The 13,871-nt window shown below is 68.0% G+C and carries 17 protein-coding genes; 10 read left to right on the top strand and 7 right to left on the bottom strand.

Going from position 1 to position 13,871, the window contains the following annotated elements; all coding sequences use genetic code 11:
* The first annotated feature begins 43 nt into the window (after positions 1-43).
* Together ubiX and D3880_RS19610 are read left to right on the top strand one after the other, a co-directional pair.
* On the top strand, positions 44-676 hold the full coding sequence (gene ubiX, locus D3880_RS19615) for a flavin prenyltransferase UbiX (protein WP_119895095.1): 633 nt from the start codon (positions 44-46) through the stop codon (positions 674-676).
* Entirely contained in the window at positions 669-977 is a 309-nt protein-coding gene (locus D3880_RS19610) for a YceK/YidQ family lipoprotein (RefSeq protein WP_119895094.1), read from the top strand. The genes ubiX and D3880_RS19610 overlap by 8 nt, the downstream gene beginning before the upstream one ends.
* A gap of 18 nt (positions 978-995) precedes the next feature.
* Here the strand turns inward: D3880_RS19610 and D3880_RS19605 are convergent, their stop codons facing one another.
* The 4 genes from D3880_RS19605 to D3880_RS19590 all read right to left on the bottom strand — a co-directional run bounded on the left by D3880_RS19605 (position 996) and on the right by D3880_RS19590 (position 4,432).
* Positions 996-1,292 (bottom strand): DUF5629 family protein, encoded by a 297-nt coding sequence (locus D3880_RS19605; RefSeq protein ID WP_119895093.1) that lies wholly within the window; start codon positions 1,290-1,292, stop codon positions 996-998.
* A 32-nt stretch (positions 1,293-1,324) separates the two neighbouring features.
* Positions 1,325-1,966: an oxidoreductase gene (locus D3880_RS19600; RefSeq protein ID WP_119895092.1), complete on the bottom strand. Its 642-nt coding sequence runs from the start codon at positions 1,964-1,966 to the stop codon at positions 1,325-1,327.
* Positions 1,967-2,004: 38 nt separating this feature from the next.
* Positions 2,005-3,720: a C13 family peptidase gene (locus D3880_RS19595; protein ID WP_119895091.1), complete on the bottom strand. Its 1,716-nt coding sequence runs from the start codon at positions 3,718-3,720 to the stop codon at positions 2,005-2,007.
* 256 nt (positions 3,721-3,976) lie between these two features.
* Complete coding sequence (locus D3880_RS19590) at positions 3,977-4,432, bottom strand: MaoC family dehydratase (protein WP_119895090.1); 456 nt, start codon at positions 4,430-4,432, stop codon at positions 3,977-3,979.
* A gap of 221 nt (positions 4,433-4,653) precedes the next feature.
* Between D3880_RS19590 and D3880_RS19585 the strand changes: the two genes are divergently transcribed.
* Genes D3880_RS19585 through D3880_RS19575 form a run of 3 tightly spaced genes read left to right on the top strand, consistent with a single transcriptional unit; the run spans position 4,654 to position 6,353 of the window.
* Positions 4,654-5,016, top strand: a complete 363-nt coding sequence (locus D3880_RS19585) for a CidA/LrgA family protein (protein ID WP_119895089.1) — start codon at positions 4,654-4,656, stop codon at positions 5,014-5,016.
* Positions 5,013-5,729 (top strand): LrgB family protein, encoded by a 717-nt coding sequence (locus D3880_RS19580; protein ID WP_119895088.1) that lies wholly within the window; start codon positions 5,013-5,015, stop codon positions 5,727-5,729. The genes D3880_RS19585 and D3880_RS19580 overlap by 4 nt, the downstream gene beginning before the upstream one ends.
* Before the next feature lie 33 nt (positions 5,730-5,762).
* Positions 5,763-6,353: an LON peptidase substrate-binding domain-containing protein gene (locus D3880_RS19575; protein ID WP_119895087.1), complete on the top strand. Its 591-nt coding sequence runs from the start codon at positions 5,763-5,765 to the stop codon at positions 6,351-6,353.
* A 158-nt stretch (positions 6,354-6,511) separates the two neighbouring features.
* On the opposite strand, the gene D3880_RS19570 is transcribed toward D3880_RS19575, so the two are convergent.
* Both D3880_RS19570 and D3880_RS19565 read right to left on the bottom strand, forming a co-directional pair.
* Positions 6,512-7,828, bottom strand: a complete 1,317-nt coding sequence (locus D3880_RS19570) for a bifunctional DedA family/phosphatase PAP2 family protein (protein WP_119895086.1) — start codon at positions 7,826-7,828, stop codon at positions 6,512-6,514.
* A 3-nt stretch (positions 7,829-7,831) separates the two neighbouring features.
* Positions 7,832-8,569 (bottom strand): DNA-3-methyladenine glycosylase, encoded by a 738-nt coding sequence (locus D3880_RS19565; RefSeq protein WP_119895085.1) that lies wholly within the window; start codon positions 8,567-8,569, stop codon positions 7,832-7,834.
* 64 nt (positions 8,570-8,633) lie between these two features.
* Between D3880_RS19565 and D3880_RS19560 the strand changes: the two genes are divergently transcribed.
* Positions 8,634-9,491: a class I SAM-dependent methyltransferase gene (locus D3880_RS19560; RefSeq protein ID WP_119895084.1), complete on the top strand. Its 858-nt coding sequence runs from the start codon at positions 8,634-8,636 to the stop codon at positions 9,489-9,491.
* Between the two features lie 68 nt (positions 9,492-9,559).
* On the opposite strand, the gene D3880_RS19555 is transcribed toward D3880_RS19560, so the two are convergent.
* The gene (locus tag D3880_RS19555; protein ID WP_119895083.1) at positions 9,560-10,789 is read right to left on the bottom strand and encodes an alpha/beta fold hydrolase; all 1,230 of its coding nucleotides are present in this window, start codon (positions 10,787-10,789) and stop codon (positions 9,560-9,562) included.
* Between the two features lie 291 nt (positions 10,790-11,080).
* Between D3880_RS19555 and D3880_RS19550 the strand changes: the two genes are divergently transcribed.
* Genes D3880_RS19550 through rlmH form a run of 4 tightly spaced genes read left to right on the top strand, consistent with a single transcriptional unit; the run spans position 11,081 to position 13,864 of the window.
* The gene (locus tag D3880_RS19550) at positions 11,081-12,346 is read left to right on the top strand and encodes a glutamate-5-semialdehyde dehydrogenase (RefSeq protein WP_119895082.1); all 1,266 of its coding nucleotides are present in this window, start codon (positions 11,081-11,083) and stop codon (positions 12,344-12,346) included.
* Positions 12,346-12,990 (top strand): nicotinate-nucleotide adenylyltransferase, encoded by a 645-nt coding sequence (nadD, locus tag D3880_RS19545; protein WP_119895081.1) that lies wholly within the window; start codon positions 12,346-12,348, stop codon positions 12,988-12,990. Before D3880_RS19550 ends, nadD begins: the two co-directional genes overlap by 1 nt.
* Positions 12,991-13,027: 37 nt before the next feature.
* Positions 13,028-13,387: a ribosome silencing factor gene (gene rsfS, locus D3880_RS19540; protein ID WP_119895790.1), complete on the top strand. Its 360-nt coding sequence runs from the start codon at positions 13,028-13,030 to the stop codon at positions 13,385-13,387.
* A gap of 9 nt (positions 13,388-13,396) precedes the next feature.
* On the top strand, positions 13,397-13,864 hold the full coding sequence (rlmH, locus tag D3880_RS19535) for a 23S rRNA (pseudouridine(1915)-N(3))-methyltransferase RlmH (protein WP_119895080.1): 468 nt from the start codon (positions 13,397-13,399) through the stop codon (positions 13,862-13,864).
* The last annotated feature ends 7 nt before the right edge of the window (positions 13,865-13,871 follow it).

Here is a 13,871-nt window from a genome sequence, read left to right as displayed (position 1 = left end):
TCAACGCGGCATAACCAAGCGCAACAGCATTGAGGGTGAATTTATGAGCGGGCCGGAACGCATTACCTTGGCCATGACCGGCGCCTCCGGCGCCCAGTACGGCCTGCGCCTGCTCGACTGCCTGGTCCAGGAGGAGCGCGAGGTGCACTTCCTGATCTCCAAGGCGGCGCAGCTGGTGATGGCCACCGAAACCGACGTCACCTTGCCGAGCAAGCCGCAGGCGATGCAGGCGTTCCTCAGCGAATACACCGGCGCCGCGCCGGGGCAGATCCGCGTCTACGGCAAGGAAGACTGGATGGCGCCGCCGGCCTCCGGCTCCAGCGCGCCGGGGGCGATGGTGGTGGTGCCGTGTTCGACCGGCACGCTGTCGGCAATCGCCAGTGGCGCCTGCAACAACCTGATCGAACGCGCCGCCGACGTGACCCTGAAGGAGCGCCGTCAGTTGATCCTGGTGCCGCGCGAGGCGCCGTATTCGAGCATCCATCTGGAGAACATGCTCAAGCTCTCCAACCTCGGCGCGGTGATAGTGCCGGCCTCGCCGGGCTTCTATCACCAGCCGCAGACCATCGACGACCTGATCGACTTCGTCGTCGCGCGTATCCTCAACCTGCTCGACATCCCGCAGGACATGCTGCCGCGCTGGGGCGAACACCATCAGGTCAGTGGCGATGACTGAAGCAGCTCCGGGCCCTTACAAAAACGTGGCGCTAGTGATTTGCGCCTTGCTGCTCTCCGGTTGCGCCACGGTGCGCACCCTCGATGCGGCCAAGCCAGGCGCGCCGCTGGTGTATGCCGGCACGCGCCTGGACTGGTACACGCTGAATGGCGGCTGCTGTCCGCTGGACCGCTTCGGCGCCGAGGCACCGGAGTACGCCGGCATCGATCTGCCGGCCAGTGCCTTGCTGGACACCCTGCTGTTGCCGTTCTCGCTGGCCGCCGTGCTGGGCGTCAATCTGGGCGTGACTGGCGGTTACTGAGCCGGCGCCGGTGCCGGTCTATTCGTCTTCGCCGACGTCGGCATTGTCGGCCACCAACGCGCCCAGACATTTCAGCCGGTGGCTGGCATCGCCCTTGGCCAAGTGCCAACTGTCGCTGGCGGCCTCGTAGCGGGCGGCCTGCACCTCGGCCTGAGTGAAGCGCCACAGCCGGCGGCTGCTGCCGTCCATGACCTCGATGCTGAGCAGCTGCTCAGGGGTGTCGCTATGCAGCTCGAAGTGCCAGGCGTAGAGCCCGTCGATCTCCAGCATGTCGGTGGAGGCAAGGGCGTCTAACAGGCTGCTGGATTGGCTCATGAAGGCTTCTTCGCGGTAAAGGGGCGGTGAGTTTAGCGCCCCAGCTTGCGCAACTCATCCGACTCGACCACCCGCACGCCGTCCTGTTCCTCCAGGGCCAGGCGCCAGAGCGCGTGGGCCAGGGTGCAGGCGCGGATGCCGCGGTATTTGCCGGGGATCAGGCGCGCCAGCGGGGCGGCCAACTGCTCGCCGAGGCGCGTCTCGTTGCGCTCGCCGAGCAGCAGCGAGGGCCGGGCGATGGTCAGTTGCGGCCAGCCCATCGCGCGCAGCGAGGCTTCCAGCTCGCCCTTGACGCGGTTGTAGAACACCGCCGATTTCGCATCGGCGCCGAGTGCGCTGATCACCAGGAAGTGCCGCGCGCCGAGGGCGCGGGCACGCTCGGCAAAGGCCAGGACCAGATCGTGGTCGACGCCGCGGAAGGCCTCTTGCGAGCCGGCCTGCTTGATGGTGGTGCCGAGGCAGCAGAACGCGGTGTCGATCGGCCCGCTGAGCTGCGGCAGCAGGTCCAGCAGCTCGCCCTGCGGGTTGTCCAGGTGCTTGTGCTCGGCCAGCGGCCGGCGGCTCGGCGCCAGCACGCGGCGCACCGTCGGCTCGTTGAGCAGGCGATCGAGCAGGTGTTCGCCGGTGAGGCCGGTGGCGCCGGCGAGCAGGATATGTTGCGGCGTCAGATACATGGACTGGTCTCTGGGCGGATACACCTTGAGTTTAGGGGCTATTGCGCTTTTTTCTCGCTGGCCTGCGCGTTCATCGCCTTGCGCGCCTGGCTTTCGCGCAGTTGCTGCCAGTGCTTGAGCACCGCCGGCGGCGCCCAGATCTGCGGCTCCGAGGGCTCGAAGCCGTCGGCGCGCTCGCGTTCGGCAACCAGTTCCTTGGCGCGGCCGAAGGCGCGCTCGAGGTCGTCGGTCTCGTTCAGCGCATCGGCGAACAGGGCGCGGCCGAAGTAGGTGAAGTCGTTCTCTTCCGAGCAGCCGAACGACACCCGGTCGGCGCGCGCGGCGGTGATCACCAGGGTCTTGTCGTCCTTCAGTGGCGGAATGAAGCCGCCGGAGTAGCAGGCGGAAATCACCACCACCTTGTAACGGTCTTTCAGCGGTTGCAGCAGTACCGCCAGTTCGTCGGCCGGCAGGCTGGCCAGTTGCAGACGCGGCTGAGCGAGGTCGAGTTCGTGGTCGCGCGAACCATGGCTGGTCAGGTAGAGGAAGAACAAATCCTCCGCGCCGCTGCGTTCGGCCAGGGCGCGCACCGCACGGGTCAGGCTTTCGCGGGTGGCCAGCGGGCGGTCGCTGAAGTGGTCGCGGTGGTTGGCCAGGCTGATCTGGCCGAAGGCGCCGAAACGCTGGCGCAGCAGCTGGCTGACATAGTCGGCCTCGCGCAGGAACACGCTCTGCGTGCCGTCGCCGGCGAGGGTCAGGCTGTACAGCTCGACGGCCGGCGTGGAGGCGGGAATGGCGGCGATGGCCTGGTCGAGCAACGGCCCCTGTTGCAGCAGGCCGACCTCCAGCGGATCGGCCAGCAGGCGGCCGCGCTCGTCGCGGAGGCGTTGACCATCGAGCCAACTGCCGCCCTGCAGGCTGCCGTCGGCTTGGGTCAGGGTGCCGGTGCCGCTGTAGGCGCCATGGGCGAAGTGGCCCTGGTAGACGCTGCCGTCGGCCAGGCGCAGGCGGCCTTCGCCGTGATAGCGCCAGTCGCGGAAGTCGCCCTCGTAGTGGCTGTCGTCGGCGCCGCGAAATTCGCCCTTGCCGTTCAGCGCGCCGTTCTTGAACTGGCCGAGCCAGGCGTCGCCGTCGGCGCTGACGTAGCGGCCCTTGCCGTCGAACTGGTCGTTGCGGAACTGGCCGCTGTAGTGATCGCCGGCGCTGCTCTGGTAGCTGCCCTGGCCGTTCAGCCGACCCTGGCTGAAGGTGCCGCTGAACTGCCCGCCGTCGCTGTCGAGGCGTACCCCGGCGCCGTTTGGCTGACCATCGCTGAATTGGCCCTGGAAGCTGCTGCCGTCGGCCAGTTCGAGCTTGCCCAGGCCGTTGTACTGGTCACGCTTGAACTCGCCGTGATAGCGCAGGCCGCCCTGGCTGAGAGTGCCTTCGCCGTGCATCTGCGCCAGCTTGAAGCCGCCTTCGTAAGTGGTGCCGTCGCGGTAGCTGAGCTTGCCCTGGCCGTCGAACAGACCGAGGTGGAAGTCGCCGAGATAGCGTTCGCCGTTCGGTCCCCGCCATTGCCCGGGGCCCTCCAGTTGGCCGTCCTTGAACTGCCCGGCGTACCAGCTGCCGTTGGCATAGTCGAGGCGGCCCTGGCCCTGCAGCAGGCCGTCGACCAGCTCGCCACGATAGCGGCCGCCATCGGGCAATATGGCATTCGGCGGTAGCAGCGGTTCGCCTTCGCCGCAGGCGGCGAGCAGCAGGGCGAGGCTGAGGGGGGCAAGCAGGCGGTACATGGCGGACGTCCAAGTCGTGGCATCCGGGGGAGTATGCCGCAAACACGGGTTTTCGTGAGGGACGATCAGGCGGAAACGGGGCGCCGGCGGCGCCCCGGGGGTGCAACGCGGGCTTAGAGCCTGTTTACGATCTCGCGAGCTAGAGCCAGACAAGGCGAAATCGGGCGAAGAAGCGCAGTTTACGCGTTGTAAATGAGCATTCTGAGCCCGATTTCAACGCCGTATGGCCGACGCGTAGCAGATCGTAAACAGGCTCTTAGACGAAGCAGAGGGCCAGGCTTTCGGCGATATAGGCCGGCTTGGCCTGACCTTCGATCTCCAGGGTGCAGCGCGACTTGAGCAGCCACTGGCCGGGGTTCTTCTCGGTCACGTCGAGGACGGTGATGGCCAGGCGTACGCGCGAGTTGACCGGCACCGGCTGGATGAAACGCACGCTGTCCAGACCGTAGTTGACGCCCATTTTCAGGCCTTCCGGCGCAAGAAACAGGCCTTCGCTGAGCTTGGGAATCAGCGACAACGACAGGAAACCGTGGGCGATGGTGGTGCCGAATGGGGTCTTCTTGGCTTTTTCCGGATCGACGTGGATGAACTGGTGGTCGCCGGTGCATTCGGCGAACTGGTTGATGCGCTCTTGGTCGATGGTCAGCCAGTCGGAATGGCCGAGGTCCTTGCCAATGTAGTTCTTCAGTTCTGCGACGGGTACGAACGGCATAGAGCCTCCTTGAGGGGCGAGGTATTGTTCTTGGCGTGGAGCCGAATCACGGCTAGATCACCATGCGCCGAACCTTGGGTCAAGCCAGCATGGCTGCGGCGAATGGCTAGGTATAGGTGGCTGCTTAGCATGCTTATAATGGCCGCCGCGGCGAGGCTGAGCTCGCCGCTGTCGGTTTGCCAATGCCCAAGGCCCTCGACCGTTTGCCTCGGAGATTTCCCATGCTGCTACGCGGCCTGACCTGGCTGGTGCTGTGCCAATTGCTCGGCACGGCGATCAATGTGTTGTTCCTGCCCATGTTGCCGGGCCCGATCATCGGCCTACTGCTGCTGCTGGCGACCCTGATGCTGCGCGGCGAAGTCAGTGAGCCGCTGGCGGCGGCGTCCACCAGCCTGCTGCGCTACCTGCCGCTGCTGCTGGTGCCGGCGGCAGTCGGGGTGATGGTCTATGCGCGCGATATCGCCGCGGATTTCTGGGCGGTGGCCGGCTCGCTGGTGTTGTCGCTGCTGCTGGCGCTGCTGTTCGTTGGCTGGTTGATGCAGAAGCTGATCGACCGCCAGGCGCGGCGCCGGGGGCAGCCATGAGTCTCGACTGGCACGGCGCCTGGCAGGCGCTGATCCACCATCCGCTGTTCGGCTTCGGCATCACCCTCGGCGCCTACCAGTTGGCCCTGACCGGCTATGAGAAGACCCGCTGGGTGTTCCTCCAGCCGGTACTGGTGGCAATGCTGCTGGTGATCGCCGTGCTGCTCGCCTGCGGCCTGGACTACAGCGAGTACCGCCAGAGCGCCGAAGTGCTCACGGTGTTCCTCGGCCCGGCCACGGTGGCGCTGGCGGTGCCGCTGTTCCTTAACCTCAAGCGCATCCGCCAGCTGTTCTGGCCGACCCTGCTGACCCTGCTGATCGGCGGCCTGGTGGCCACCGTGCTTGGCGTGCTGCTGGCCTGGCTGTTCGGCGCCGAACAGCTGATGCTGATGAGCCTGGCGCCGAAATCGGTGACCTCGCCGATCGCCATGCTGGTGGCCAGCCAGATCGGCGGCATCGCCGCCCTGGCGGCGGTGTTCGTGCTGATCACCGGGGTGATCGGCGCGATCTGCGGCCCCGAACTGCTGCGCCGGATCGGCGTGCATCACCCAGCGGCCCAAGGCCTGGCGCTGGGCATCACCGCGCATGCGGTGGGCACCTCGCGCGCCTTGCAGGAGGGCGAGGAGTGCGGCGCCTTCGCCGCCCTCGGCATGAGCTTGATGGGCGTGGCTACGGCGGTGCTGTTGCCGCTGGCGGTGGCGCTGATCGTATAAGCTTGGATAAGACTGGTTGAGCAAGGGGTTGTAATGCAGCTGCCACTGTTTCCGCTGAAGACCGTGCTGTTTCCCGGTTGCATCCTCGATCTACAACTGTTCGAGGCGCGCTATCTGGACATGCTCGGCCGCTGCCTGAAGCAGGGCAGCAGCTTTGGCGTGGTCGGCATCCTCGAGGGTGACGAGGTCGGCGAGGCCGCCGAACGCTTCGCCGCCATCGGCTGTGAGGCGCTGATCCGCGACTGGCAGCAGCGTCCCAATGGCCTGCTGGGGATTCGCGTCGAGGGCGGTCGGCGCTTCCGGATCGGCAGTGCCATAGTGCAGCGCGATCAGCTGACCGTGGCCGAGGTCGACTGGCTGGACGAGTCCGCGGCGCTGCCATTGCTCGCCGAGCAGGCCGATCTCGCCGCCCTGCTGGCGGCGCTGGCCGAGCACCCGATGGTCGCCGAGCTGGGCATGGGCGGGGTGGTGGCCAGCCAGCAGGCGTTGGCCAACCAGCTGGCCTATCTGCTGCCGTTCCCGCTGACGCAGAAGCTGGAGTTGCTGCAGCTCGATGAGCCACAGCAACAGCTGGTGCTGATCCAGCGTCTGCTCGACCAGCTGCAGGGCCAAATGCACGCCTGAGAGCCTGTTTACGATCTCGCGAGCTAGAGTCAAACAAGGCGAAAACGGCTGAGGAAGCGGAGTTTACGCGTTGTAAATGAGCATTCCGAAGCCGTTTTCAACGCAGCTTGACCGACGCGCAGCAGATCGTAGACAGGTTCTGAGCGGCCGGGCCGCCGTTAATAGGCGTAGCGCAGCAAGGCCTCCGGCAGCGCCCAGAGAGCAAACACGCCCAGCAGCGCCAGGCAGGCCGGCAGCAGCAGCCACCAGATGCGTGGCGTCAGCGGGGCGAGCGGGGAGCGCCGCTGGGTCAGGCTCAGGCTGCTGGCGCACAGCCCGCCGGCCAGCAGCGCACCGGCGATGATGTCGGTCGGCCAGTGCACGCCGAGGTAGACCCGCGACAGGGCAATCGCCAGCGCCGGCAGGCAGGCCAGCAGCAGCCAGGTCAGGCGCAGGCGCAGCGGCTGGCCGCGGCCGGCGAGAATCCCCAGCACCAGGAAGAAGGCGAAGGCCGCCGAACTATGGCCGCTGGGCAGGCTGAAGCTGTTCAGCGGCTCGATCAGCACCTCCGGGCGGCTGCGGGCGAACAGCAGCTTCAGGGTGCCATTGGCCAGCGCCGTGCCGAGCAGCGCGCCGCCGGCGAACAACCCGGTGCGCCACTGGCGGGTGAGCAGCAACAGGCCGGTCAGCAGGGTGCCGGCGGCGAGTTGGGTGTTGAAGTCGCCGAGGCGGGTGATCAGCACCATGGCGCTGTCGAGGTGGCTATGGCGCTGCTCCTGAATCAGCGTCATCAGGCCCTGGTCGAGTTGCTGCAGGCGCGGCCAGCCGAGCAGCAGGGCGAGCAGGGTCAGCAGGCTGAGGCCGGCGGTCAGCGGCGTGGTCAGGCGCCAGCCGCGCAGGCTGCTGTGCAGGGTCAGGCCGAGGACCAACAGCAGCGCGCCGACCACCACCGCCGCCTCGCCCCAGAAGCCCGCCGGCAGCGGCAGGCGCATGGCCGCGCCGGTAGCCCAGCCGGGCAGCAGATAGGCCACCGACCAGCCGGCGGCGGCGATCAGGCTGACGCCGATGAAGCGCCCGAGCGGCATGTCGAGCATGCCGGCGACCATCGGCAGCATCGGCCGCAACGGGCCGATGTAGCGGCCCAGCAGCAGGCTGATCACACCGTAGCGATGGAAATACAGCTCGGCGCTGCCGATCCATTCCGGATGGTGGCGCAGCACCGGCAGGCGCCGGATGTTCTGGTGGAAGCGCCGGCCCAGGGCATAGGACAGCGCGTCGCCGAGCAGGCCGCCGCTGTAGGCCAGCAGCAGGGTTTGCCACAGGGTCAGGGCGCCGCTGCCGGCCAGCACGGCGATGGCGAACAGCAGCACGGTGCCGGGCACCAGAATGCCGGCGACGGCCAGGCACTCGGTGCAGGCCACCAGAAAGATCGCCAGGCCCAGCCATTGCGGGTGGGCGCTGAGCCAAGTGGTGAGGCTGGCGAGCCATTCGCCCATCGATCAGACTCCTTCGGCTGGTGGGTGAGTGAACAGATGGTAGTCGTGCCCTTCGCACTGGCCACGGCGCAGCGGGTTGCGCGTGCAGTGGCGGGCGTAGGCGGCGTCGACGAAGCGGTACGGCAGGTGCTCGTCGCGCCCGTGGGGAATGCCCAGGCGGGTGGTCTGGATGATCCGCGCCGGGGTGGCGCCGACATCCTCGACGAACAGCCGCTGCGGGTCGAAGCGCTGGGCGTCCCAGTCCGCCACCTTGAGGCCGAGGCTCTTGCACAGCAGGGTCTGCCCGGCGCACAGCTTCTGCGCCGGGCGCGGGTTGCCGCGGGCGTCGGGGTTGAGCTGCTGCATGCGCGCCAGGCTGGCGGCGGCGGAATGGGCGTCGACGAAGGGATAGGCGGACTTGATCAGCACCGCATTGCCGGCGCCGTGGGCGCTGAAGTTCAGCGAGTCGCCGCCGCGTGCGTAGTACATATAGATGTGGCCGCCGTCGAGAAACAGCGCGCGGCGCTTCGCGGTGTAGCCGAGCGAGGCGTGGCTGCCCTTCTCCGCACAGTAATAGGCCTCGGTCTCGATGATCCGCGCCGCCAGCCACAGGTCGCCGAGGCGGTGGCGGATGACCTTGCCGAGCAGGGCGCGGGCCAGGATCTGCGCATCGCGGTCGAAGAAGCTGTCCGGCAGTGCGCGGCTGGCGGGCCAGGCGCATTCGGCGGCGGGCGGCAAACTAAGGGTGGGATCGGCGAGCATGGGCTGTCGGGGCGCGTCTGCAAGGCTTAGGCTGGGCGCGATGATAGCAATAAGAGCCACGCCCATGTCCCCGCGTACCCGTGCCGACAGCGCCCACATCAGCCCCAGCGCGCACTACACCGGTTATGTCTGGTATCGCCACCAGTTGGCCGAGCCGGCCTTCGCCACCGGTTTCGGGCGCTTGGCCTATGGCTTGTTGAAGCCATTGGTCTGGGGTGTGCGCGAGGTGTTGGGGCTGGATCTGGAACATGTCCTGTTACAACGTCATCTGCTGATCGACGCACGCCTGCGCGCGGCCATCGAGCAGGGTGGGGTGCGCCAGGTGGTGGAAATCGCCTGCGGCTTGTCGCCGCGCGGCCGGCGCTTCTGTCAGCGCTATCCGCAGCTGCAGTACCTGGAGGCGGACCTGCCGGCGATGGCGGCGCGCAAACGCTTGCTGCTGCACGGCGAGGGTTGGCTGGATGGCCGCCATCGGGTCAGGGACGTGGATATCCTCGCCGCGCGGGGCGCGCTGAGTCTGCAGGCGCTGTTCGCCGATCTGGACCAGCACGCGCCGGTGCTGGTAATCACCGAGGGCCTGGTCAATTACTTCCCGCGCGAGTTGCTCGAAGGCTTCTGGACCCGCCTGGCCGCGCAGCTGGCGCGCTTCCCGCAGGCCAGCTACCTGACCGACCTGTACCCCGATCTGCGCGAGCATCCGCGCTACCGCCAGTTGCGCTGGGGGGTCGACCTGGTCGGCCGGCTGACCCGTGGCGACTACTGGCTGCATTACCGTGACCAGGCGGAGATAGTCGCCGCGTTCGAGGGTTGTGGCTTCCGCCGGGTCGCGGTGCTCGACCCCGAGCACGACGGCGCCGGCCTCGGGCTGCCGGATCAGGGCGCGCCGAGCCTGCTGCGGGTGATCGAGGCGCGCGTGCCATAGCGCTTGGTCGTCGGTTGGGCTGGGCGCAGCGATACCCCCACATTCCGGCGTTGGCTCCTCCAGCCAACCTAGGCGCAGGCCGCCGCCGGCAGCGCCGCCGTGCTGATCTGTGCAGCCAGCGCCGCGCTGGCCTGGGCGTCGGTGTGGCTGAACACACAGGCCAGGCCGCGCTCGCCTTGGCGCAGGGGGAGCAGGGGCAGCGGTGGCAGTTCGGCCGTACATAGCTGCCAGCCACGGGCGGGTAGCTCGGCGGGCAGATCGCCCAGTAGCAGGCAACCGAAGAAGCCCAGCTCGGCCATCTCCACTGGCCAGGTGCCACCTTCGCCATGTCGCAGCTGGGCGCGCCGTTGCGGCGGCGGCCGGCGCGGCTCCTGGCGTTTGTCCAGTTGCAGCAGCTGGCTGGGGGCCAGGCGCGTGCTGCCGAGGCTGTGGCTCGGCAGTTCGGCGCCGCGCAGGAACGGCGCATACAGCGCGGCGCAGGCCGCGCGCCGCTCGAACTGGGCGAGATGGTCGGCGCCGTGGATCAGCGCGCACTCGGCTGCCGGGCAGGCGGCGGCGAAGTGCGCGTGTTCCCAGGGCTGGGTGAAGTGATCGTGGCTGCCGGCCAGCACCAGGGTCGGGCAGGCCGGGTGGCGGCTGAAGCCGGGAAAATCCAGCAGGCGCCGACTGTTCTGCCGGTAGCGCTCGATCTCCGCCGGACTCAGGCGTTGTAACTGGCGCAGCAGGGCCTTGCGAAACACCGTGGCGATGCCGACCTCGGCCGCGCGCAGCGGGTTGAGCAGCCCGCTCAGCGCACCCTGGGCGAAGGCGCCGAGCTCGCCTTCCGCGAGCAGCGCCAGGCTTTCCTCCAGCAGGCGACGGGCGCCGCTGCGGCCGAAGGCGGTGATGCCGGCCAGCAGCAGGCGCGCGCAGTGCTGCGGATGACGGGCGGCGAACAACGCCGCCAGCGCCGAGCCGTAGGACAGGCCGATGGGCTGCAGCGGCGGCAGCTGCAGTTCGCAGGCGAAGGCGGCAATCAGATCGGCCAGCGCCTCAAGCCCAAGCTCCGGCGCCAGTTGCAGGTTGCCGCCCTGGCTGGGCAGATCGAGGAGAATCACCGGATGTTCGTCGAGCAGTTCCTGCACCTCGTTGGCGAAGGAGCGGAAGCTCTGGAACGCGCCGCCGAGCAATAGCACCGGCGCGCGGCGGTCATCGGCATGCCGCGAGTAGGCCTGGTAATGCAGCTGCCAGCGGCCCAGGCAGAGTAGCTCGGGGCGCCCCGCCAGCAGGGCGGCGCTGTAGTCGGTACGGTAATGCATGGCGAACACTCCGGCGCGGGGCTGTTGTTCTTGTCGTCCGGCTGACGAAGGGGCGCAAACTGCGCCGGTGGTGGGGCTAGCTTGAAGGTAAGCGGCGGCGGCGATTTTGGTTACCCAACCTTCGGCCGGCATGGCGCGGCGGCTGTCACTGTCTGGCCTGTGGCGGCCGGCGGCAGTGTTACGCCGGGGGCGGCGGCGACGGCTTGTTGACCATCCGCCCGGCGCCGCTGGGCGTGGGCCGGTGCGCTCGCTATAATCAGCCACTTTTCCCAACGCCAGACCTCCGAGACCATGACCGAGTCCGTGCTCGACTACATGACCCGCCTGGGCCGCGCAGCGCGCGAAGCCTCGCGGGTGCTCGCCCGCGCCAGCACCGCGCAGAAGAACCGCGCCCTGCACGCAGCCGCCGCGGCGCTCGACGCCGCCCGCGCCGAACTGACCGTCGCCAACGAGAAAGACCTGGCCAACGGCCGCACCAACGGCCTGGAGCCGGCGATGCTCGACCGCCTCGCGCTGACGCCGGCGCGCATCGACGAGATGATCGAAGGTCTCCGCCAGGTCGCCACGCTGCCCGACCCGATCGGCGAAATTCGCGACATGCGCTTCCTGCCGTCGGGCATCCAGGTCGGCAAGATGCGCGTGCCGCTCGGGGTGATCGGCATCATCTACGAGTCACGGCCGAACGTGACCATCGACGCCGCCAGCCTGTGCCTGAAGTCCGGCAACGCGACCATCCTGCGCGGCGGCTCGGAGGCGATCCATTCCAACCAGGCGATCGCCCGCTGCATCCAGCTCGGTCTGGCCGAAGCCGGCCTGCCGGCTGCCGCCGTGCAGGTGGTGGAAACCACCGATCGCGCCGCCGTCGGTGCGCTGATCAGCATGCCGGAGTTCGTCGACGTGATCGTCCCGCGCGGTGGCAAGAGCCTGATCGAGCGCATCAGTCGCGATGCCAAGGTGCCGGTGATCAAGCACCTCGATGGCATCTGCCATGTGTACATCGACATTGCCGCCGACCTCGACAAGGCCATTCGTGTCGCCGACAACGCCAAGACCCAGCGCTACGCGCCGTGCAACACCATGGAAACCCTGCTGGTGCACGAAGGCATCGCCGCCCGCGTGCTGCCGCCGCTGGCGGCGATCTACCGCGACAAGGGCGTGGAACTGCGCGGTGACGCAGCGACCCGCGCGCTGCTCGGCGCTGACGTGCTCGAGGCGACCGAGGAAGACTGGCGCACCGAGTACAACGCGCCGATCCTGTCGATCCGCATCGTCGACGGCCTGGAGCAGGCCATCGAGCACATCAACCGCTACGGCTCGCAGCACACCGACGCGATCATCACCGAGAACTTCAGCGATGCGCGGCGCTTCCTCACCGAAGTGGACTCTGCCTCGGTGATGGTCAACGCCTCGACGCGCTTCGCCGACGGCTTCGAGTACGGGCTAGGGGCGGAAATCGGCATTTCCACCGACAAGCTGCACGCCCGCGGTCCGGTCGGCCTGGACGGCCTGACCAGCGAGAAGTACGTGGTGTTCGGCGACGGACACATCCGCACCTGATGGCCCGGCGCATCGGCATCTTCGGCGGCACTTTCGATCCCGTGCACATCGGCCACCTGCGTGGCGCACTGGAGATCGCCGAAGAGTTCCAGTTCGACGAGCTGCGCCTGATTCCCAGCGCGCGGCCGCCGCATCGCGACACCCCGCAGGTGTCGGCGGCGGATCGACTGGCGATGGTCGAGCTGGCGGTGCAGGGGGAGGCGTCGCTGCGGGTCGATGACCGCGAACTGCGGCGCGACAAGCCGTCCTACAGCATCGACACCCTGGAGTCCCTGCGCGCCGAGTTAGACGCCGACGACCAGCTGTTTCTGCTGCTGGGTTGGGATGCCTTTTGCGGGCTGCCGACCTGGCATCGCTGGGCGGAATTGCTCGAGCACTGCCATCTGCTGGTGCTGCAGCGCCCGGATGCCGACAGCGAGGCGCCGGAAGCCCTGCGCGACCTGCTCGCGGCGCGTAGCAACAATGATCCACAGGCCATCGACGGGCCGGCCGGGCAAATTGTCTTCGCCTGGCAGACGCCGCTGGCGGTGTCCGCCACCCAGATCCGCCAGCTGCTGGCCAGTGGCCGCTCCGCGCGGTTCCTGGTGCCCGATGCGGTGCTGGCCTATATCCATACGCACGGTCTGTACCGTGCGCCGAACTGAACATGAGAGCCCCGAGTTACCTATGAGCAAAAAAACCATGCAGAGCGAAGAGCTGGTCAAACTGGCTGTCGCCGCCCTGGAAGACATCAAGGCCGCGGAAATCACCACCATCGATGTGCGCGGCAAGACCAGCGTCACCGATTACATGGTGATCGCCAGCGGCACCTCCAGCCGGCACGTCAAATCCATCGCCGACAACGTGCTGGAGAAGGTCAAGGAGCAGGGCGTGCGCCCGCTCGGCAGCGAAGGTCTGGACGGCGGCGAATGGGCCCTGCTCGACCTCGGCGATGTGGTGGTGCACGTGATGCAGGTCGCCACCCGCCAGTTCTACGACCTCGAACGCCTGTGGCAGGGTGCCGAACAGAGCCGCGCGCACCATCTGCCGGAACAGGAATAAGGGCATCCCTTGCGTCTGCGTCTGATCGCCGTCGGCTCGCGCATGCCGGGCTGGGTCGAGGAGGGCTGGCGGGAATACGTCAAGCGCCTGCCCGCCGAGCTGCCGCTGGAACTGGTGGAAATCCCCCTGCACACCCGCGGCAAGAATGCCGATGTGGCGCGGCTGATCCGCCAGGAAGGCGAGGCCATGCTGGCCAAGGTGCAGCCGGGCGAGAAGGTGGTGACCCTGGAGGTCGGCGGCAAGCCCTGGAGCACCGAGCAGCTGGCCGTCGAGCTGGAACGCTGGCGCCTGGACGCACGCACGGTCAACCTGATGGTCGGCGGTCCCGAGGGCCTGGCGCCTGAGGTGCAGGCGCGCAGCGAGCAGCGCTGGTCGTTGTCGCCGCTGACCCTGCCGCATCCGCTGGTGCGCATCCTGATCGGTGAGCAGATTTATCGCGCCTGGACGGTTCTGTCCGGGCACCCTTATCACAAGTAGTTCCGCA

The organism is Pseudomonas cavernae, assembly GCF_003595175.1.
In the GTDB taxonomy this organism is placed as follows: Bacteria; Pseudomonadota; Gammaproteobacteria; order Pseudomonadales; family Pseudomonadaceae; genus Aquipseudomonas; species Aquipseudomonas cavernae.
Note: the sequence above shows the minus strand (reverse complement) of the source record. Positions and strands in the feature narration are given on the sequence as shown.